Source organism: Streptomyces sp. NPDC028910 (genome assembly GCF_055564955.1).
Genome location: NZ_JBVHVF010000014.1, coordinates 15,242 through 34,489, shown reverse-complemented (window position 1 = coordinate 34,489; position 19,248 = coordinate 15,242). Strand labels below are relative to the sequence as shown.

Here is a 19,248-nt window from a genome sequence, read left to right as displayed (position 1 = left end):
TCGGTGTGTCTTGTCTCGGTCAGACCGCGGCGGCGGGAGCAGCCGGGGTCGTCGTCGCGGCCGGGATGGTGGCCTTGAGGTCCTCGTCCGTGACCGCGGCGGTCGTACCGGCGGCGGCGACGGTCGGCGGGACGGTGACGGCCGCGATCGCCGTGGTGACGACACCCGGCTCCTCGGCGGCGGCCGGCACGTCGTTGACGTTGTGGTGGTCGACGACCTGGCGGCGCGAGATGAGCCAGATGGCGAGGCAGGAGCCGACCAGGAAGACGGTGACCGCGGCGATGCCGACGTCACCCGTGCGCATGACCAGCTCGGCACCGGCGGAGACCAGCGCGGCGGCCGGCAGGGTCAGGCCCCAGGCCACGAACATGCGGGTCGCGGTGGACCAGCGGACCACACCGCCCTTGCGGCCCAGGCCCGCTCCCATGACCGCACCGGAGCACGAGTGGGTGGTGGAGAGCGAGAAGCCCAGGTTGGAGGAGGCGAGGATGACGGACGCGGCCGAGGTCTGGGCGGCGAAGCCCTGCTGCGGTTCCAGGTCGGTCAGGCCCTTGCCCATGGTGCGGATGATGCGCCAGCCGCCCAGGTAGGTGCCCATCGCGATGGCCAGACCGGCCGAGACGATGACCCAGACCGGCGGGTTCGAGTCGGGCGCGATCGCACCGCCGGCGATGAGGGCCAGGGTGATGATGCCCATCGTCTTCTGCGCGTCGTTGGTGCCGTGCGCGAGGGAGACGAGACCGGCCGAGGCGATCTGACCGGCGCGGTAGCCCTTGGCGGAGGTCTTCTCGCCGACCTTGTCACCCAGCTTGTAGGTGACCTTGGCGGCCAGGTACGCGGCGATGCCGGCCACCAGCGGGGCGGCGATCGCCGGGATCAGCACCTTGGTGACGAGCGTGTCGCCGTTGACCGCGCCGATACCGGCGGAGGCGACCGCGGCACCGATCAGGCCGCCCATCAGGGCGTGGGAGGAGCTGGAGGGCAGTCCGACCAGCCAGGTGACCAGATTCCAGAGGATCGCGCCGACCAGGGCGGCGAAGATCACCTCTGGCTGGATGCCTTCCTCGTTGACCAGGCCCTTGGAGATCGTCTTGGCGACCTCCACGGACATGAACGCGCCGACGAGGTTGAGCACGGCGGACATGGCCACCGCCGTCTTGGGCTTGAGGGCGCCGGTCGAGATGGTGGTGGCCATCGCGTTGGCCGTGTCGTGAAAACCGTTCGTGAAGTCGAACACGAGAGCGGTGATGATCACGATCCCGAGGAGAAGCGTTATGTGCTCCATTTACCCAGGCTTCTGTTTGACGTCAGTGGCTCGGCGACCGTAGGCAACCTGGATGAACGGAAGGTGAACTGGCTCGGGCGGAGCGGTGTACTGGCACGGGGCGCGATCGGGAGATTCGTCCTGATTCTGCCGGAGATATCGCTATTAATGCACGTCAAAGCCGGGTGAATGAGCCCCTCCGCCCCGGTTCCGGGGTGCATGCGACCCCCGCGTCCGCGAGGTGAAAGAGACCCAGATCACTCCGTGCCCGCCCCGTCCGCGCCGCCGGCGGAACGAATCCCTCCGGTGGCCCGCCGGAGTCCGCGCCCCGACACTGGAGCGGTGCGTACCGCGACAGCGACGGCAGCCGCCGTCGCCACGACCCTGCTGGGCGCCGGCGCGGCCGCCGTCGCGGCCGGCCGGTACGCGGCGGACGCCGCCCTGCGGCCCCGGCCCGGACGCCCGCTCCCCGGCGGGCCGCGGCTCAGCGTCCACTCCACCGCCGCCGGCCGCATCGTGCTGACCCGCTCGCTCGCCTCCCTGCGCCCCGGCACCTACGGCCTGGTCGCGCCCGGGGTGCACGCCGTGGTCGGGCCCGTGCTCCCGGACGCGGCCCACGACCCGGACACCGTCGTACGGCGGCTGCTCTCCGTCACCCACGGCGCCCTCGCCCCCGGCACCCGGGTCACCCTCACCCCCCAGGTGCACCTCGGCGACCCGCGCACCGCCCTCGGGCTCGACCACGCCGACGTGGACGTCCCCGGGGAGCTCGGCGCGCTGCCCGCCTGGTTCGTGCCCGCGGCCCGGGACACCTGGGTGATCACCGTGCACGGGCTCGGCACCAGCCGCGAGCAGCCGATGGTGGTCATGCCCTTCCTGCACCGCGAGCGGCTGCCCGTCCTGGACCTGGGCTACCGCGGCGACCTCGGCGCCCCCGCCTCCCCCGACGGCCTCGGTCACCTCGGCGAATCGGAGTGGCGGGATGTGGACGCCGCCATCCGCTACGCCGTGCGCTACGGCGCCCGGCGCGTGGTCCTGCACGGCTGGTCCACCGGCGCCACGATGGCCCTGCACGCCGCCGAGCGCTCGGCGCTGGCCCACCGGATCTCCGGGCTGGTGCTGGACTCGCCGGTGCTGGACTGGCACGCCACCCTGCGCGCGCTCGCCGCGGCGCGCCGCACCCCGGCCGCCGTGCTGCCGCTGGCGGTCCGGGCCGCCGAGAGCCGTGCGGGACTGCGCGCCGACCGCCGGCCGCCGGGCGCGGACCCCGCCGCGCTGCGCGTCCCCGTACTGATCTTCCACGGCCCGGACGACGTGCTCGCCCCCTGGGGTCCCTCCCGCAGGCTGGCCGCCGCCCGCCCCGACCTCGTCACCCTGCGCACCGTGCGCGGGGCGGGGCACGGGGCGATGTGGAACGCGGACCCGGCCGGCTACGAGGAAGCCCTGCGCCGCTTCCTCACTCCCCTCATGTGAGGGCCTGTCATGTGAAGGCCATGTGACGGACAAGGCCCTGCGGGCGGCTTGTCCCGGTCTGCACCGCGGGTGGCCGGTGACAACGGCTGATTCCGTTTGGGCTTTCGGCCAGTGACGGGCGAGACTGCTTCCGTGACGTCCCGAAAGCCTGATGAGCAGTTGGCTCGCGACTCCAGACTCCGACTCGTCTCGCCGCGTTCCGTCGCCGCGGCCCGCAAGGCGGTGACCGACCGGCGCACCCGGCCCGCCCCGAGGCCTCCGGCGGGCACGCCCGCCACGGCCGACCTCGCGAACCGGGCCCGGGCCTCCCTCGCCGACGCCGTACGCCTGACCCGCTGGGCCGAGCGCAATCTCGGCGCCGGAGGCGGGGGCCGACCCGCCCCCACGGGCGCCCTGCCGGCTTCCGACGTCGAACGCGCCGCCGGGGAACTGGGCCTGACGCACGGCCAGATCCGGGTCGGCTGGGACCGCGCCCGACTCGCCGGCCTGGTCGAGGTGCACGGCGGCCACGCCCGGCCCGGCTGGCGGCTGCGCGCGTGGGACCGCGACGACAGCGCCGTACTGCGCGGCTGGGTCGCCCTCTTCGACGCCTGGTCGCTGGTCCACCCGGCCCCCGCCGACATCGCCCCCGCGGCCGTCGCCGAGGTCGTCGAGGCGATGCCCCAGCTCCTCTCCCTGCTCCAGCTGTCCGCCGGCCCGGTGACCGTCCCGGACCTGCTCGACCTGCTCGGACAGCGCGTCACCGAACTGCGCGACGAGCGGTGCGAAATCCCCTACGACGCGGAGCCCGCGGCCGTGGGGACGCCCGCCTCCGGCGAACCGGACGCTCCCGCCCCCGCCGCGCAGGCCCAGCACGCGGCCTCCGGCTCCGCGGAGCCCCGCCCCGTTCCGCTCGCCCGGCTGCTGCGCTGGGCGCTCGGCGGACTCGCCGCCGTGGACGCCGTCACCCTCGGCCCAGCCCGGGCCACGCTCACCCCGCTCGGCAGCTGGGCCGTCTGGGTCAAGCTGGAGCAGATCTGCGTCGCCGCGCAGAGCCCCGCCGGGAACATCGAGCAGTCCGCCGCCGCCATGCTGCACGGTTGCGCCCGGCTCACTCCGGGCCCGGCCCGCGCCGAGTACCAAGCCTGGCTGGCCGCCCGGCCCGTCGGCCACGCCGTGGCCGAGCTGCTGCAGGCCGCCCGCGGCGAGGACGCCCTCATGCGCGGACTCGCCTTCGAGGCGCTGCGCGTGGTCGGCGCCCCGGCCGAGCCCGAGGTGCGCGCCGCCGTGCGCGAGGCCACCCTGCGCCCCTACGCCCTGCTCTGGCTCGCCGAGCACGACGGGATCGACCCCGACGAGGCGCAGGACGTCCTCACCGCCGAGGAGTCGACCTGGCTCTGGGTGGACACCGCGGCCGCCATCGCCGACCACGGCGAGGCCGGGCTGCTGGCCCGCCACCTGGACTCGGCCGTGCGGACCACCGTTCCCCGGCTGCTGGACGAGGTCCGCGCGGTCGGCCACCCGCGCACCGTGCAGGTCCTGGTGGCGCTGGCCGCGGCCCACCCCGACCCGGCCCTGGCCAAGGCGGTCCGCCGGGCCGCTTTCCAGGTCCACACCGGTGGCGCGTAGCCCCGTACGGCCTCTGCGAACAGGGGCGGACGCGCCGCCGGTCTCAGACCTGCGGCGCGTACGTCCCGAAGCTCCAGATGTTGCCCTCGGCGTCCCGGGCCATGTAGTCGCGGGAGCCGTAGTTCTGGTCGGTGGGCTCCATCAGGATCTCCGCACCGTGCTCGGCGGCCCGCCGGTGGTGGGCGTCGACGTCCTCGACCACGACATAGACCCCCGCGGGGCCGGCGCCCTCCATGGCCTTGTCGAAGACCCCGCCGGTGCCCTTGCTGCCCAGCATCACCATGCCGTTTCCGTACGCCAGCTCCGCGTGCACCACCGAGCCGTCCTCACCCTCGTACACGGCGACCTGGCTGAACCCGAAGCCCTCGGTCAGCAGCCTGATGGCCGCCTTCGCGTCGCGGTAGACCAGCGTGGGACAGATGGACGGAACGCCTGCCATGACGATCACTCCCTCTCGTGACGGTGACCCGCGTCACACCAGCATGGCAGGCGCCGCCGACAGTCAGCGGAAGGCGTCGCACCGGGCCATGTCGCCGGTCCCGCCGGTGTGCGCCCTGACCGGAACGTCGGTGTGCGCCCTGACCGGAACGAGGGACACGCGGCAGCGGCCCGGCGGGCCGTCCGCCCCGCCCGCGCCCCGGAAAGTAGTTGCGCACCCCCGGTAGAATGTCTCTCATGGCAAATCTCCTCGCGGATTAGCGGCGTCGAAGCATCGCGTCCTGCCCCCCTTCCGCCGTCCCGACCCGCCCTGGAGTATTTCCGTGATCACCGCCACCGGCGTCGAGCTGCGCGCCGGCGCCCGCGTCCTCATCGAGTCCGCTTCCTTCCGCGTCGCCAAGGGCGACCGCATCGGCCTGGTCGGCCGTAACGGAGCCGGCAAGACCACCCTCACCAAGTGCCTCGCGGGCGAGGGCCAGCCCGCCGCCGGCTCCATCGCCCGCTCGGGCGAGGTCGGCTACCTCCCGCAGGACCCGCGCACCGGCGACCTCGACGTCCTGGCCCGCGACCGGATCCTGTCCGCGCGCGGTCTCGACGTCCTGCTGAAGAAGATGCGGATGAACGAGGAGCGCATCTCCACCGGCTCCGGCGCCACCCGCGAGAAGGCGCTGCGCCAGTACGAGCGCCAGGAGACCGAGTTCCTCACCAAGGGCGGGTACGCCGCCGAGTCCGAGGCCGCCACCATCTCGGCCGCCCTCGGTCTGCCCGACCGGGTGCTCGGCCAGCCGCTGCACACCCTCTCCGGTGGCCAGCGCCGCCGCGTCGAGCTGGCCCGCATCCTCTTCTCGGACGCCGACACCCTGCTCCTCGACGAGCCCACCAACCACCTCGACGCCGACTCCATCGTCTGGCTGCGGGACTACCTGAAGAACTACCGCGGCGGCTTCATCGTGATCTCCCACGATGTGGACCTGGTCGAGACCGTCGTCAACAAGGTCTTCTACCTGGACGCCAACCGCGCCCAGATCGACGTCTACAACATGGGCTGGAAGCTCTACCAGCAGCAGCGCGAGGCCGACGAGAAGCGCCGCAAGCGCGAGCGCCAGAACGCGGAGAAGAAGGCCGCGGCCCTGAACTCGCAGGCCGACAAGATGCGCGCCAAGGCGACCAAGACCGTCGCCGCGCAGAACATGGCCAAGCGCGCCGAGCGGCTGCTGTCCGGCCTGGAGGCGGTCCGCGTCTCCGACAAGGTCGCCAAGCTGCGCTTCCCGGACCCGGCGCCCTGCGGCAAGACCCCGCTGACCGCCGAGGGACTCTCGAAGTCGTACGGCTCGCTGGAGATCTTCACCGACGTCGACCTGGCCATCGACAAGGGCTCCCGCGTCGTCATCCTCGGCCTCAACGGCGCCGGCAAGACCACCCTGCTGCGCCTGCTCTCGGGCACCGAGAAGCCGGACACCGGCGTGGTGACCCCGGGACACGGCCTCAAGCTCGGCTACTACGCCCAGGAGCACGAGACCCTGGACCCGGAGCGCACGGTCCTGGAGAACATGCGCTCCTCCGCACCCGACCTCGACCTGGTCGCCGTTCGCAAGACGCTCGGCTCCTTCCTCTTCTCCGGTGACGACGTGGACAAGCCCGCCGGGGTGCTCTCCGGCGGCGAGAAGACCCGCCTGGCCCTGGCCACGCTGGTCGTCTCCTCGGCGAACGTGCTCCTGCTCGACGAGCCCACGAACAACCTCGACCCGGCCAGCCGCGAGGAGATCCTGGGCGCGCTGCGCACGTACAAGGGCGCGGTCATCCTCGTCACGCACGACGAGGGCGCCGTGGAGGCGCTGGAGCCGGAGCGGATCATCCTGCTCCCGGACGGCGTCGAGGACCTGTGGGGACCGGACTACCGGGACCTGGTGGCCCTCGCCTGACCCCCGCGGGCCCTGCTCCGGCCCAGCGCCGGCTCCGGTCCGCTCTGATCCAGTTCCTTATGGATCATTCGGCTCAGGGGTGATCCATCATCTGAGTGAGACGGTCTCGTACCGTTGCGCGTCGTACGACGGCCCCGGCCGCACCCGCGAGGGTGCGCGACCGGGGCCTTTCGTTTCCCGCCGCCCCGCCCCTGACCTGGCGATTCCCGGCGAGGGCGGCGAAGTGTGACGCAGGTCATGCGGCGGAAGAGAAGATTCCGTTCTGCGCGGGTGTCCACTGCTTGAGAAATGCCGCCGTACCGACCTTGCTGAATGGGTGGCCAGGAAGCGGGGGAGGGGTGATCATGAGAAGTCCAGAGCGCACTTCCCATGAGGAGGCACGGGTGGCCGAGACTCTGAAGAAGGGCAGCCGGGTAACCGGCGCCGCGCGCGACAAGCTCGCGGCAGACCTGAAGAAGAAGTACGACTCCGGTGCGAGTATCCGGGCGCTGGCCGAAGAAACCGGCCGGTCCTACGGATTCGTCCACCGGATGCTCAGTGAGTCCGGGGTTTCGCTTCGTGGTCGCGGTGGCGCGACGCGCGGCAAGAAGGCGGCTACGGCCTGACCCTGGTCCCATCGGTTACAACGCTCCAACGGCTTCAAGGTCATATGTTCCGACGGTTCCTTCGGTGACCCCCGGTCGGCCCCCGGTCGACTGGGTGGTTACTGTGCAGTCACTTAGGCCGAGTCCGCGGCCGACTGCACACCGGAGGCATAGAGATGGCTCTGCTCGACAAGGACGGCGTACGACTCACCGTCGACGACACGGTCGCCACGGTGACACTGACCAATCCGGCCAAGCGAAATGCCCAATCCCCCGCGCTCTGGCGGGCTTTGGCCGAGGCCGGGAGGTCGTTGCCGGGCACCGTCCGGGTCGTCGTGCTGCGCGGTGAGGGCAAGTCCTTCTCCGCCGGGCTCGACCGGCAGGCGTTCACCCCCGAGGGTTTCGAGGGCGAGCCGTCCTTCCTCGATCTGGCACGCGGTTCGGACGAACTGCTCGACTCCACGATCGCCGAGTACCAGGAGGCATTCACCTGGTGGAGGCGTAGCGACATCATCTCCGTCGCCGCCGTGCAGGGGCACGCGATCGGCGCCGGCTTCCAGCTCGCGCTCGCGTGCGATCTACGCGTGGTCGCGGACGACGTGCAGTTCGCCATGCGCGAGACCAGCCTGGGCCTGGTCCCCGACCTGGCCGGTACCCAGCCGCTGACCTCCCTGGTCGGCTACGCGCGCGCACTGGAGATCTGTGCGACGGGCCGCTTCGTGCATGCCGAGGAGGCGGAGCGGGTCGGCCTCGCCAATCTCGTGGTCCCGGCGGACGAGCTCGAAGCCGCTGTCCAGGACCTCACCACCGCCCTGCTGGCGCCGCCGCGGGACGCCGTGATCGAGACCAAGGCCCTGCTGCACGCCGCCACGTCCCGCCCGTACGACGATCAGCGCGCCGCCGAGCGCGCCGCCCAGGCCCGCCGCCTGCGCGACCTGGCGGGGCTCTCGGACTGAGCGCGGGGCCGGATGGTGCCGACCGGCGTAGTTCCGGGGCGGAGGGGCGGTCGGGCGCCTAACGTGGTGCGGAGTGAGTCCGCACGCAGGGAAGGGAACGCCATGACCGAATCCAGCACAGGCGGCGGCTCCGCCAGGCAGCCCGGCGACCGGGGGCGCACGAGCATCGCCGACGGGGTGGTCGAGAAGATCGCCGGGCTGGCCGCCCGCGAGGTGGTCGGCGTGCACGCCATGGGCAGCGGCAGCGGCCTCTCCCGTACGTTCGGCGCCGTCCGCGAGCGCGTCCCCGGCGGGGCGAAATCCGCCGCCGCCCGCGGGGTCAAGGCGGAGGTCGGCGAGCTCCAGACGGCCCTCGACCTGGAGATCGTCGTCGACTACGGCGTGGCGATCCGCGACGTGGCGCGGGCGGTCCGTGAGAACGTCATCGCGGCGGTCGAGCGGATGACCAGCCTGGAGGTCGTCGAGGTCAACATCGCCGTCAGCGACGTCAAGCTGCCCGAGGAGCCCGAAGAGGAGCCGGAGTCCCGTCTCCAGTAGCCGAGAGGAGCCCGCAATGAGCATGGCGATCGCCGGCCTGTTCGCCGGCATGGCCCTGGCGTTCGCCGGTTACTTCGGCGGTTTTGGAGCCTTCCTGCTGGTGGCGGCCCTCGGTGCCATCGGTTTCGTCGCCGGGCGCTTCCTCGACGGAGACCTGGACCCCGGGGACCTGTTCCGCCGCCGCGACGACCGGCGCGGGTGAGGCGCCGGTGACCACCCCGCCTCAGCCCACCCCGCCTCAGCCGATCCCGCCCCGGGCCACCCCGCCCCGGGTGGCCCCCGCCGACCGCGGGGCCACCCGCATCGCCGACCGGGTCGTCGCCAAGATCGCCGCCCAGGCCGCGCGGGAGGCACTCGACACGATCGCGGGCGCGCCCCCGCACGCCACCGTCACCGTGCACCACGACATCGCACGGGTACGGGTGAGCCTGGAGCTCGCGTACCCCTCCGACCTCGCCGCCCAGTGCGCGGCCGTACGCCGCCGGGTCGCACTGCGCATCGAGGAGTGCGCGGCGATGTCCGTACCCGAGGTGGACATCGACATCGAGCACCTGCACTCCCCCCTCACCCACCCCCTGACCCATCCCCACACCCGGACCGCCGCCGGGCGGGACCGGCGGTTGCGGTGACGGCCCGCGCGGCCGGACGGGCCGCCCGGTTCCGCTCCGCCCGGCGCGTCCCCGCCGCGCTCACCGCCCTGGCGGTGCTGGGGGTTGCGGTCCTGTTCCTGTACGACCTGGCCGCCGTACGGGCCCACCGCCCCGGCATGCGCTGGCGCCGCGAACTGGCCCACCAGTTGGAGACGCGCACCCCCGCTGACCTCCCGGTGCAGCTGACCGGCGGGGCCCTGGCCCTGGCGGGGGCGGTGCTCCTGCTGCTGGCGCTCACCCCCGGGCTCCGCCGGATCCTGCCGATGCGGACCCAGGAAGCAGGCGCCGGCGTCCGGGCCGGGATCGGGCGCAAGGACGCCGCGCAGGTACTGCGGGACCGGGCCATGGAGGTGTCCGGGGTGCGGTCGGTCCGGGTCAAGGTGGGCCGGTCCCGCAGCACGGTGCTGGCCACCTCGCACTTCCGCGAGCTGGACGACGTACGGGCCGACCTGGACGCGGTGCTCGCCGTCGGCATCGGGGAACTGGGCCTCGCACACCCGCCGCAGCTCCGCGTACGGGTCAGGAGGTCGAGGTGAGCGGGATGCTCGGGACGGTGAACCGGATCCTGCTCGCGGTGGCCGGAGCGGTGCTGCTGGCGGCCGGGGTCACGCTCCTGACGGCCTCGTGGCCGCTGGGCGGCCGCCACGCGCCGCTGCTCACCGAAGAGGCCAGGCGCCGGTACTGGCACGCCGAGGGCTGGTGGTGGTGGGTGATGCTCGCCGCGCTCGGGCTGTGCGTGCTGCTGGCGCTGTGGTGGCTGCTGTCCCAGCTGAGGAGCTCGCGGCTGCAGGCGGTGGTCGTGGACACCGGGGACGGGTCGTTCGCCCTGCTGCGCGGGCGGGCGCTGGAGGAAGCGGTGGCCGCGGAGGCCGGCGCCCTGGAGGGGGTCGCCGGCTGCCGGGTCGCGCTGCGCGGGCGGCGCGGGTCGCCCGCGCTGCGGGTCGCGCTGGAACTGGAACCCCACGCCGTCCCCGCCGACGCCCTGGCCGCCGTCGCGGGCCCGGTCCTGACCCACGCCCGCACCTCGGCGGGCCTCGCCGAACTGCCGACGGAGGCCCGCCTGAAGGTGACATCGCACCGAGCCCAGCGCGTGACGTAGCCCTGCCGTGCGCCCTGCGGGCTCGACCGGCCGGGTGGGCCCGCTGCGTGGACCGCTGCGCGGGCCGGTGCGGCACCGTTGCCGGAGGCTCCGCCCCCGGACCCCCGCGCCTCAAACTCCCCCAGACTCCGTCCGGGGGGACCCCCTGGCGGGGCTAAATTTGGCTGATGCCGTCCGCACGGGCGGAACCCCGGGAGACGGCGGGTCAGAAGCCGTGTCGGGAGCCGCCGTCCACCGGGAGCATGACGCCGGTCAGGTACGAGGCCGCCGGGGAGAGCAGGAAGGCCGCCGTGCGCCCGAACTCCTCCGGCGCGCCGTAGCGCCGCAGCGGGATGCGGGACTCGTGCCCGGCCCGCGCCGCGTCGGCGTCGCCGGACAGCGCGTCCAGCTCCCGCACCCGGTCCGTGTCGATCCGCGCCGGCAGCAGGCCCACCACCCGGATCCCGCGCGGGCCCAAGTCCACCGACAGGGACTTCGCGAAGCCCGCCAGCCCGGGCCGCAGGCCGTTGGAGATGGTCAGACCGGCGATCGGCTCGTGGACCGAGCCCGACAGGACGAAGCCGATGACCCCGCCCTCGCCCAACTCGGCGGCGGCCGCCCGCGCGAGGCGGACCGCACCCAGGAAGACCGACTCGAAGGCCGCCGACCACTGCGCGTCGGTGTTGTCGGCCGCGGAGCCCGGGGCCGGACCGCCGACGCTGATGAGGATGCCGTCGAAGCGGCCGAAGCGCTCGCGCGCGGTGGCGATGAGCCGGTCGGCCACCGCCGGGTCGGAGTTGTCGGCCGCCACCCCGGCCGCGTCCGGGCCCAGCGCGGCGGCGGCGTCGGCGGCCCGCTTCTCGTCCCGGCCCGTCACGAGAACCTTCGCACCGTCGGCGGTCAGCTCACGGGCGGCGGCGAAGCCGAGGCCGCGCGTGGCCCCGGTGACGATGTAGACACGGTCTTTCAGTCCAAGATCCATGCCGACACGCTACGCCGTCGCCGGCTCCTGCTCGGCGGCTTCGGCCTCGGCCTTCGCGGCCGCTTCCTCGCGGTCGCGCTTCTCCCGCCGTACGAGGACCACCCAGCCGACCGGGACCGCGCCGGTGAACAGCCACCACTGGACGGCGTACGCCATGTGGGGGCCGATCGAGTCGTGGTCGGGATCGGCGACGGTCTCGGGGCTGCCCTCCGAGGGGGCCGGAGCGGTCAGTTCCAGGTATCCGCCGAGGACCGGCCGGCCCAGGTACTCCGCCTGCTGCTCGCTGTTGATCAGCATCACCTGGCGGTCCGGCAGGCCCTTGCGGTCCTTGATGCCGCTGCCGCCGCTGGTCTCGTCGGCCTTCAGCCGGCCGGTGACCGTGACCTCGCCCGCGGGCGCGGCCGGCACCGGCGGGTAGGCGCGGGGGTCGTCGCCGCCCGGCACCCAGCCACGGTCGACCAGCACCACCCGGCCGTCACCGAGGACGAGCGGTGTCACGACGTGGAAGCCGACCTTGTCGTCGTTCGAGGTCCGCATCCGTACGACCACCTCGTGCGCGGTGTCGTAGGTGCCGGTCGCGGTGACCGTCCGCCAGAAGTCCGCGCGGGGGACCCGGTGGCCGGGGGAGGTGACCTCCGTGATAGGGACCGGCTTCGCCCGCAGGTTCGCGTCGATCAGCTGGTTCTGTGCGACCCGGTGCTCATGGCGGTGGTACTGCCAGAACCCCAGCTTGATCATCACGGGGATGAGGGCGAGGGCGATCAGGGTGAGGCACACCCACTGCCGGGTCAGCACAAAGCGGTACACGCCCACGACGGTACCCCGAGCGCGCGGGACCCCGGCGGCCGGGTGGCCGTCCGGGGTCGTGGCGTACGGGACGGGGGTGCGTGAGCGGGGAAGTCGAGGGGGAGAGGGGAGGGGGAAGGGATTCGGGGCGCGGGGCGCATGGGGCGCGCGGGATGCGCGGGAGTCAGACGTGGTCGACGATGCCCACCTTCCCCTCCTCGCGGGCGCAGTGCGCCCCGCAGAACCACTGGCCCTCGACCTCGACGCCCTGTCCGATGATCGACACCCGGCAGTGCTCGCAGAGGGGCGCCATGCGGTGGATGGCGCAGGAGAAGCAGTCGAAGACGTGCACCGCGCCCTGCGCGTGCACCTCGAAGGACATGCCGTAATCGTTTCCGCAGACCTCACAACGTGCCATGCGCCGAATGCTGCGCACGGGGAGGGGCCGGAACAAGATCCAGCCGGGTGAGTCGCCGCGCCTGCACCCAACCGGCGCAACGGCCCGATCGGCTCCACACTTCCCGGGCTCAGGACTCCGCCGGGGCCACGTCCCGCAGCAGCTGGGTGAAGGCCGCCTCGTCGACGACCGGCGTGCCGAAGGACTTCGCTTTGACCGTCTTCGAGGTCGCCGAGTCGGGGTCGTTCGTCACCAGGAGGCTGGTGAGCCGCGACACACTCGTCGCGATGTGCAGGCCCGCCTCGACCGCACGGTCCTCCAACAGCTCCCGCTCCACCGAGGTGTCACCCGAGAAGGCGATCCGCATGCCCTGCTTCAACGGCTCGCCGTCCTCGTAGCGCCCCGGATTCGGGTGCGGGCACGGCGGCCGCTTGCGCGAAGGCCGCCAGCTGCTGCCCCGGTACGAGGCCTGGTAGCCCACCCGCGGCGTGGCGGCGGAATCCGACCACTCCGTCAGGGGGCGGCATTCCAGCAGGGGCAGCCGTACGCCGTCTCGCGCCGCCGCGTGCAGCGACGGGCGGAACGCCTCCGCCAGCACCCGGGCGTCGTCGAGCGCGTGGTGGGCGCGCTGCTGGACCACGCCGAAGTGCGCGGCGAGCGACTCCAGCTTGTGGTTGGGCAGCGGGAGGTTCAGTTCCTTCGACAGGGCGATGGTGCACAGCCGCTGACGGACCGGCGCGGTCCCGGCGGCCCGCGCGTACTCCCGGGCGATCATCTGCCAGTCGAAGATGGCGTTGTGCGCGACCAGCACCCGGTCCGCGAGGCGGCCGGCGAACTCCTCGGCGATGTCCTTGAAGAGCGGCGCGTCCGAGAGCATCGCACTGGTCAGACCATGGATCCACACCGGTCCCGGGTCCCGCTGCGGATTGACCAGGGTGTACCAGTGGTCCTCCACGTTGCCCTGCGCGTCGAGCCGGTAGACGGCGGCGGAGACTATCCGGTCGTCCCGAGCGAGCCCGGTGGTCTCCACGTCGACGACCGCGTACCCCTGTGGGTACGCGGTCGGCCACGTCGTCTCTGCGGTCGTACGGTCGTAGAGCATGGTCACAGAGGATATCGGCCCCGACTGACAGCCATGTCCGCGACGACCGCCCTCCCCGGACCGCCCAGGGCCGCCGGACGGCCCGGGCCCCGCTCCCCGGCCGGGCCTGCCCCCGGTTGTCAGCCCAGGGCGGCGACGAGGTCGCCCGCCGCGAGCTGTTCGAGGCCGCAGCCGTCAACCGGCCCCGGCAACAGCCGGTATACGCAGCCGCTCGCACCGGCGGGCGCGACCTCGCCGTCCACCAGCGCGAGGAACAGCGACCGCCTCGAAGCGGCGGTGCCCGCGAGGGCTTCGACCTCGGGGGAGCTCAGCCGGCGGCGCCCCGTGCGAGCAGGGTGTGCACGAGGGACCGTACGGACAGCAGGAACAGCCGTTCCGGATCGGCCGGGCGGGCCAGGGCGCGGGCGAGGGCCGGGTCGTGCGGGGCCGCGGCCGGGTCCCAGAGCTCGCTCTCGGCCGGGGACTGCGCGGGGGAGCGTTCGCGATTGCGCTCGACGAGCAGGAAGCCGACGATCTGGAACTGGACGGCGCGCACCGCGTCGGCCGCCCGGGCCCCGCGCAGCCCCGCGGCGTGCACCTCGTGGACGAGCGCCTGCTGGGCGGGCAGGAACATGCGCTCGGTGAGCCCGCGTTCGTGGACCATCGCGATCAGGTGCGGGCGGGTCCGCAGTTCACGGCGCAGGATCCGGGCCACCGACAGGATCCGCTCGGCCGGAGTGCGGCCGGTGGGGCTGATCGCGCCCATCTCCTCCACGGTCCGCTGGACGAGGGCGTCGAGCAGCGATTCGCGGTTGCCGACGTGCCAGTAGATGGACGTCACCGCGGTGCCCAGCTCGGCGGCGAGCTTGCGCATGGTGAGGGCGGCCGGACCGTGCTGCTTGACCAGGGACGCGGCGGCGTCCAGCACCTCCTCGCGGGTCAGTGTGCTTCTGGCCATGGATCCGGCCCACCCATCTGTCGAGTCTCGGGAACTGGCACAGTGTCAGTTTCGGTGTGTGCAGGGGTCTTTACCCTTCATCGGTGGCGGTGTAACTGTGTTACAGAACCGACCGAAGGGTGGTGCGAGACATGGCACGCGTACGGTACGGAGCGCGGACCGAGGCCGAGATCGCGGCGGCGCGCGAGAAGAGTTCCAAGCTCCCCGACATCTGGTCCACCGGCGTGGTGGCCGTCTGGGAGAGCGACCCCGACGTGGTGGCGGCGGTCCTGCCGCCGCCTCTCAAGCCGGCCGACCGGCCCCTCGTACGGGCCAACATCAGCAAGGTCGACCTGCCCGGCTACCCGCTCGGCGCCGGCTCGGTGGCCGTCGCCGCCCGGCACGGCGGGGTCGAGGGCTGGTACCCGCTGGTCATGCCGATGACACACGAGCGCGCCCTGATCGGCGGACGCGAGGTCTTCGGCGAGCCGAAGAAGCTGGGCGAGGTCACCGTCGAGCGCGAAGGACTCGTCGTACGGGCCTCCCTCGCCCGGCACGGGATCGCCTTCGTGGAGGTGCGCGGGGCGGTGGACCGCGAGCTGCCGCTGCCCGAGCCGACCCTGAAGACGGATTTCTACTTCAAGTTCCTGCCTGCCGTGGACGGTTCGGGATTCGACGCCGACCCGGTGCTCGTGCACTGCACGCGCAACGAGAGGGTCCGCAAGCTGGAGCACGTCACCGGGGACGTGGTGCTCCGCGAGTCGATGTTCGATCCGGTCGCCGACCTCCCCGTCCGCCGGATCGTGGAGATCACCATCGGCGAGAAGACCACCGACCAGCAGGGCAAGGTCGTCGAACGGGTCAGTGCCCAGGCCCTGCTCCCCTACATCCACCAGCGCTACGACGACCCGATGCAGATCCTCGACGGGCCGCCCGAGGGGAGCGTCTGACGTGCGACTCGAACCGGGACAGGTGGCCGTCGTCACCGGCGCCGCCAGCGGCATCGGCCTCGCGATGGCCCGCCGCTTCGCCGCCGAGGGACTGCGGGTGGTCCTCGCCGACGTGGAGGAAGGCGCCCTGCGCGAGGCCGCCGGCGAACTGGACGCGGACGGGGCCCGGGTGCTCGCCCGGGCCGTCGACGTCAGCGACCGGGACTCCGTGCTGGCGCTGGCCGACGCGGCGTACGAGACCTTCGGCGCCGTGCACGTGCTCTGCAACAACGCGGGCGTCGGCTCCGGCGCCGAGGGCCGGATGTGGGAGCACGAACCCAACGACTGGAAGTGGGCCTTCTCCGTCAACGTGTGGGGCGTCTTCCACGGCATCCAGGCCTTCGTCCCCCGCATGATCGCCGCGGGTGCCCCCGGATACGTCGTCAACACCTCCTCCGGCGACGGCGGCATCGCCCCGCTGCCCACCGCCTCCGTGTACGCCGTCACCAAGGCGGCCGTGGTCACCATGACCGAGTCGCTCTACGCCCACCTCAAGGCGGAGGGCGCGGACATCGGGGCCTCCGTCCTCTTCCCCGGACCGCACATGCTGCGCACCGGGCTGTGGGAGTCGCACCGCAACCGGCCCGAGCGCTATGCGAAGGAGCGGCCGCGCAAGTCCCCGTACCGCAGCCTCGACCAGTACGAGGCCGCGATGAAGAAGGCCGGCCACGAGGTGCACTTCACCCCCGTCGAGGAGGTCGCCGAGCACGTCGTCGACGGCATCCGCGCCGACCGCTTCTGGATGCTCCCGGCCAGTGAACACAGCGACCGGCAGATCCGCGCCCGGTCGCAGTCGATGCTCGACCGGTCCAACCCCGCCTACCTGGAAAGCTTCATCCTCGACTGAGGGGCGTTGAGTCGTGTCCGACAGGAATCCGAAGAACCCCGCCGAAGACCCCTACCTGATCATCTCCTCCGACTGCCACGCGGGCCTGCCCACGGAGCAGTACCGGCCCTACCTCGACTCCCGCTTCCACCGCCAGTTCGACGAGTTCCTCGGCGAGCGCGACGCCCGCCGCGCCGAGGCCACCCGCCTGGGCGTCCGCAACGAGGCCTTCGCCGAGAAGTGGTTCCACGACCACGAGGAAGGCCTCCGGGGGGGCTGGGACACGGGGCAGCGGCTGAAGGAACTCGACGGCGACGGCGTGGCCGCCGAAGTCGTCTTCCCCGACGCGGACGCCGTCGACAGCCAGACCGCGGCTCCCTTCGGGGTGGGCCTCGGCCTCTCCGGCGACCAGGACCCCGAGCTCGGCATGGCGGGCGCGCAGGCGCACAACCGCTGGCTGGCGGAGTTCGTCTCCCAGAACCCCGAACGCCACTGCGGAGTCGCCCTGCTCCCCATCACGGGCGAGCCGTCCAAGGTGGTCGCGGAGATCCACCGGGCCAAGGAGTCCGGACTGGGCGCGCTGATGATCCCCGCGATGTGGGTGGACAAGGCGCCCTACCACGACCGCCGCTACGACCCCGTCTGGGCGGCGGCGGCCGAGACGCGGATGCCGATAGTGACCCACTCCGGTTCCTCGCCGCGCCACGAGTACGGCGACCACCTGGGCATCTTCGTCTCCGAGGTCACCTGGTGGCCGGCCCGCCCGCTGTGGTTCCTGCTCTGGTCGGGGGTCTTCGAGCGGCACCCGGGCCTGAGGTTCGGCGTCGCCGAGTCGGGCTGCTGGTGGCTGCCGAACCAACTGTGGTTCATGGACCGGCTCTACCTGGGCGCGCACGGAGGCAAGAAGCTCTCGCCGTTCGAGGAGCTGAAGCGGCCGCCGAGCGAGTACCTGGACCGCCAGGTGTTCATCTGCGCGACGAACACCAAGCGCCGGGAGCTGGCACAGCGCTACGAGATCGGCGTGGACAACATCCTGTGGGGTTCGGACTTCCCGCACCCCGAGGGCACCTGGCCGAACACCCGGAGCTGGCTGAAGAAGACCTTCCACGACATCCCGGTCGCGGAGAGCCGCCGGATGCTGGGCCTGGCGGCGGCCGAGGTCTTCGGCTTCGACACCGCCCGGCTGGCCCCGATCGCCCGCCGGATCGGTCCCACCCCGGCGGAGCTGGGCCAGTCCCCGGACCAGGCGGCGGTGGAGGCCTCCTGGGCCCGCTCGCGCGAGGTGGGCCGCCACTGGCTGACGGACCACGACTTTCCCGTGCTGGGGGTCTCGTCATGACGCAGGACCGCTACACGCAGGACCGCTCCACGCAGGACCGCTACACGGTCATCTCGGCGGACTGCCACGCGGGCGCCGACCTGCTGGACTACAAGCCGTACCTGGAGAAGCGCCACCACGAGGAGTTCGACGCCTGGGCCGCCGCGTACGTGAACCCGTACGAGGACCTCCTCGCGGACACGGCGGACCGCAACTGGAACTCCCAGCGCCGCCTGGCCGAACTCGAGGCCGACGGCATCGTGGCGGAGGTGCTCTTCCCGAACACGATCCCGCCGTTCTTCCCCAGCGCCTCGCTGATGGCCCCGGCGCCGACGGCCGCCGAGTTCCAGCTCCGCTGGGCGGGGCTGCGGGCCCACAACCGCTGGCTGGCCGATTTCTGCGCGGACGCACCGGGCCGGCGCGCGGGCGTGGTCCAGATCCTGCTCAACGACGTCGACGAGGCCGTCCGCGAGATCCGCCGCACGCGGGAATCCGGCCTCACGGGCGGCGTCCTCCTGCCGGGCGCCCCGCCCGGCAGCGGCGTCCCCGAGCTCTACTCCGCCGCCTACGACCCCATCTGGGCGGTGTGCGACGAGCTGGACGTCCCGGTCAACCACCACGGCGGCTCGGCCTCGCCCCCGCTGGGGGACGAACCCGCCGCCCGCGCGGTCTTCATGGTGGAGACCACCTGGTTCTCGCACCGCGCCCTGTGGCACCTCATCTTCGGCGGTGCCTTCCGCCGCCACCCGGGCCTCAAGCTGGTCCTGACGGAGCAGGGCTCCGGCTGGATCCCCGGGGTGCTGGAGATGCTGGACTACTACCACGGCCGCCTGGTCGCCGCATCGGCCACGGCCGAGTCCAAATTCGGGGCGGGCCTCGCGGACTCGATGGGCAGGGGCCCGAGCGAGGTCTGGCGGGACAACTGCTTCGTGGGAGCCAGCTTCATGCGCCCCCACGAGGTCCCGCTGCGGGACCGGATCGGCCTCGACAAGATCATGTGGGGCAGCGACTACCCCCACGACGAGGGCACCACCCCCTTCTCCCGCGAAGGCCTCCGCATCGCCTACGCGGGCCTCCCTCGCGAGGAGGTCGCCGCGATGGTCGGCGGCAACGCGGCCCGCGTCTACGGCTTCGACCTCTCCCTCCTGGACGCGGTCGCCGCCCAGCACGGCCCCCTGGTCTCGGAGATCGCGCAGCCCCTGACGACGGTCCCCCCGCAGGCCACCAGCCCGGCCTTCGCCCGAGGGGGCTCGGTCCGGGTCTGGTGACCATCCTTCCCGGCTGGGCGGATCACAAGGGGCTCAGGCGCCGGATCCGCTCGGGCGGGACCAGGGTGCGGGCGGTGCTGGGGCCGAACGGCTGGAGCCGGCGCCGGGCCTCGGCCGGCCGTAAGGGAACCGTCTCGACCCCCGTCATCCGCCC

General features: G+C 72.8%; 22 protein-coding genes. 14 read left to right on the top strand and 8 right to left on the bottom strand.

Features of this window, described 5'->3' with window-relative positions; translation table 11 throughout:
* Positions 1-19: 19 nt before the first annotated feature.
* Complete coding sequence (locus ACZ4TV_RS18475; RefSeq protein WP_468135724.1) at positions 20-1,285, bottom strand: inorganic phosphate transporter; 1,266 nt, start codon at positions 1,283-1,285, stop codon at positions 20-22.
* Between the two features lie 321 nt (positions 1,286-1,606).
* Here ACZ4TV_RS18475 and ACZ4TV_RS18470 point away from each other — a divergent pair, with 321 nt between their 5' ends.
* Both ACZ4TV_RS18470 and ACZ4TV_RS18465 read left to right on the top strand, forming a co-directional pair.
* A complete protein-coding gene (locus ACZ4TV_RS18470) occupies positions 1,607-2,737 on the top strand; it encodes an alpha/beta hydrolase family protein (RefSeq protein ID WP_468135723.1) in 1,131 nt (376 codons plus the stop codon).
* Between the two features lie 132 nt (positions 2,738-2,869).
* Complete coding sequence (locus ACZ4TV_RS18465) at positions 2,870-4,345, top strand: hypothetical protein (protein WP_468135722.1); 1,476 nt, start codon at positions 2,870-2,872, stop codon at positions 4,343-4,345.
* A gap of 43 nt (positions 4,346-4,388) precedes the next feature.
* Here ACZ4TV_RS18465 and ACZ4TV_RS18460 read toward each other — a convergent pair whose 3' ends face one another.
* Complete coding sequence (locus ACZ4TV_RS18460) at positions 4,389-4,784, bottom strand: VOC family protein (RefSeq protein ID WP_468135721.1); 396 nt, start codon at positions 4,782-4,784, stop codon at positions 4,389-4,391.
* Between the two features lie 322 nt (positions 4,785-5,106).
* Here ACZ4TV_RS18460 and ACZ4TV_RS18455 point away from each other — a divergent pair, with 322 nt between their 5' ends.
* The 8 genes from ACZ4TV_RS18455 to amaP all read left to right on the top strand — a co-directional run bounded on the left by ACZ4TV_RS18455 (position 5,107) and on the right by amaP (position 10,531).
* A complete protein-coding gene (locus ACZ4TV_RS18455) occupies positions 5,107-6,705 on the top strand; it encodes an ABC-F family ATP-binding cassette domain-containing protein (RefSeq protein WP_468135720.1) in 1,599 nt (532 codons plus the stop codon).
* 383 nt (positions 6,706-7,088) lie between these two features.
* Positions 7,089-7,310 carry a helix-turn-helix domain-containing protein gene (locus ACZ4TV_RS18450; RefSeq protein WP_030010789.1) on the top strand — a complete coding sequence of 74 codons (222 nt, stop codon included), beginning with the start codon at positions 7,089-7,091 and terminating at the stop codon, positions 7,308-7,310.
* A gap of 155 nt (positions 7,311-7,465) precedes the next feature.
* Entirely contained in the window at positions 7,466-8,245 is a 780-nt protein-coding gene (locus ACZ4TV_RS18445; RefSeq protein ID WP_468135719.1) for an enoyl-CoA hydratase/isomerase family protein, read from the top strand.
* 102 nt (positions 8,246-8,347) lie between these two features.
* On the top strand, positions 8,348-8,782 hold the full coding sequence (locus ACZ4TV_RS18440; protein ID WP_468135718.1) for an Asp23/Gls24 family envelope stress response protein: 435 nt from the start codon (positions 8,348-8,350) through the stop codon (positions 8,780-8,782).
* A 16-nt stretch (positions 8,783-8,798) separates the two neighbouring features.
* A complete protein-coding gene (locus ACZ4TV_RS18435) occupies positions 8,799-8,984 on the top strand; it encodes a hypothetical protein (protein ID WP_362302281.1) in 186 nt (61 codons plus the stop codon).
* A gap of 7 nt (positions 8,985-8,991) precedes the next feature.
* The gene (locus ACZ4TV_RS18430; RefSeq protein WP_468135717.1) at positions 8,992-9,411 is read left to right on the top strand and encodes an Asp23/Gls24 family envelope stress response protein; all 420 of its coding nucleotides are present in this window, start codon (positions 8,992-8,994) and stop codon (positions 9,409-9,411) included.
* On the top strand, positions 9,408-9,968 hold the full coding sequence (locus ACZ4TV_RS18425; protein WP_468135716.1) for a DUF6286 domain-containing protein: 561 nt from the start codon (positions 9,408-9,410) through the stop codon (positions 9,966-9,968). Before ACZ4TV_RS18430 ends, ACZ4TV_RS18425 begins: the two co-directional genes overlap by 4 nt.
* 5 nt (positions 9,969-9,973) lie before the next feature.
* On the top strand, positions 9,974-10,531 hold the full coding sequence (amaP, locus tag ACZ4TV_RS18420) for an alkaline shock response membrane anchor protein AmaP (RefSeq protein ID WP_468135849.1): 558 nt from the start codon (positions 9,974-9,976) through the stop codon (positions 10,529-10,531).
* A gap of 205 nt (positions 10,532-10,736) precedes the next feature.
* Here the strand turns inward: amaP and ACZ4TV_RS18415 are convergent, their stop codons facing one another.
* The 6 genes from ACZ4TV_RS18415 to ACZ4TV_RS18390 form a co-directional block, all read right to left on the bottom strand.
* Positions 10,737-11,492 carry an SDR family oxidoreductase gene (locus ACZ4TV_RS18415; RefSeq protein WP_468135715.1) on the bottom strand — a complete coding sequence of 252 codons (756 nt, stop codon included), beginning with the start codon at positions 11,490-11,492 and terminating at the stop codon, positions 10,737-10,739.
* A 9-nt stretch (positions 11,493-11,501) separates the two neighbouring features.
* Positions 11,502-12,299, bottom strand: coding sequence for an SURF1 family cytochrome oxidase biogenesis protein (locus tag ACZ4TV_RS18410; RefSeq protein ID WP_468135714.1), 798 nt, complete (start codon positions 12,297-12,299; stop codon positions 11,502-11,504).
* A 163-nt stretch (positions 12,300-12,462) separates the two neighbouring features.
* The gene (locus ACZ4TV_RS18405) at positions 12,463-12,696 is read right to left on the bottom strand and encodes a hypothetical protein (RefSeq protein ID WP_468135713.1); all 234 of its coding nucleotides are present in this window, start codon (positions 12,694-12,696) and stop codon (positions 12,463-12,465) included.
* 109 nt (positions 12,697-12,805) lie between these two features.
* Positions 12,806-13,783, bottom strand: a complete 978-nt coding sequence (locus ACZ4TV_RS18400) for a DEDDh family exonuclease (protein WP_468135712.1) — start codon at positions 13,781-13,783, stop codon at positions 12,806-12,808.
* Between the two features lie 113 nt (positions 13,784-13,896).
* The gene (locus ACZ4TV_RS18395; RefSeq protein WP_468135711.1) at positions 13,897-14,019 is read right to left on the bottom strand and encodes a hypothetical protein; all 123 of its coding nucleotides are present in this window, start codon (positions 14,017-14,019) and stop codon (positions 13,897-13,899) included.
* Between the two features lie 65 nt (positions 14,020-14,084).
* Positions 14,085-14,714 (bottom strand): TetR/AcrR family transcriptional regulator, encoded by a 630-nt coding sequence (locus ACZ4TV_RS18390; protein ID WP_468135710.1) that lies wholly within the window; start codon positions 14,712-14,714, stop codon positions 14,085-14,087.
* Positions 14,715-14,845: 131 nt separating this feature from the next.
* Between ACZ4TV_RS18390 and ACZ4TV_RS18385 the strand changes: the two genes are divergently transcribed.
* Genes ACZ4TV_RS18385 through ACZ4TV_RS18370 form a run of 4 tightly spaced genes read left to right on the top strand, consistent with a single transcriptional unit; the run spans position 14,846 to position 19,094 of the window.
* The gene (locus tag ACZ4TV_RS18385; RefSeq protein ID WP_468135709.1) at positions 14,846-15,643 is read left to right on the top strand and encodes an acetoacetate decarboxylase family protein; all 798 of its coding nucleotides are present in this window, start codon (positions 14,846-14,848) and stop codon (positions 15,641-15,643) included.
* A 1-nt stretch (position 15,644) separates the two neighbouring features.
* The gene (locus ACZ4TV_RS18380) at positions 15,645-16,529 is read left to right on the top strand and encodes an SDR family NAD(P)-dependent oxidoreductase (protein WP_468135708.1); all 885 of its coding nucleotides are present in this window, start codon (positions 15,645-15,647) and stop codon (positions 16,527-16,529) included.
* 13 nt (positions 16,530-16,542) lie between these two features.
* Entirely contained in the window at positions 16,543-17,847 is a 1,305-nt protein-coding gene (locus ACZ4TV_RS18375) for an amidohydrolase family protein (RefSeq protein WP_468135707.1), read from the top strand.
* On the top strand, positions 17,844-19,094 hold the full coding sequence (locus ACZ4TV_RS18370) for an amidohydrolase family protein (protein WP_468135706.1): 1,251 nt from the start codon (positions 17,844-17,846) through the stop codon (positions 19,092-19,094). The genes ACZ4TV_RS18375 and ACZ4TV_RS18370 overlap by 4 nt, the downstream gene beginning before the upstream one ends.
* Positions 19,095-19,248 lie beyond the last annotated feature (154 nt).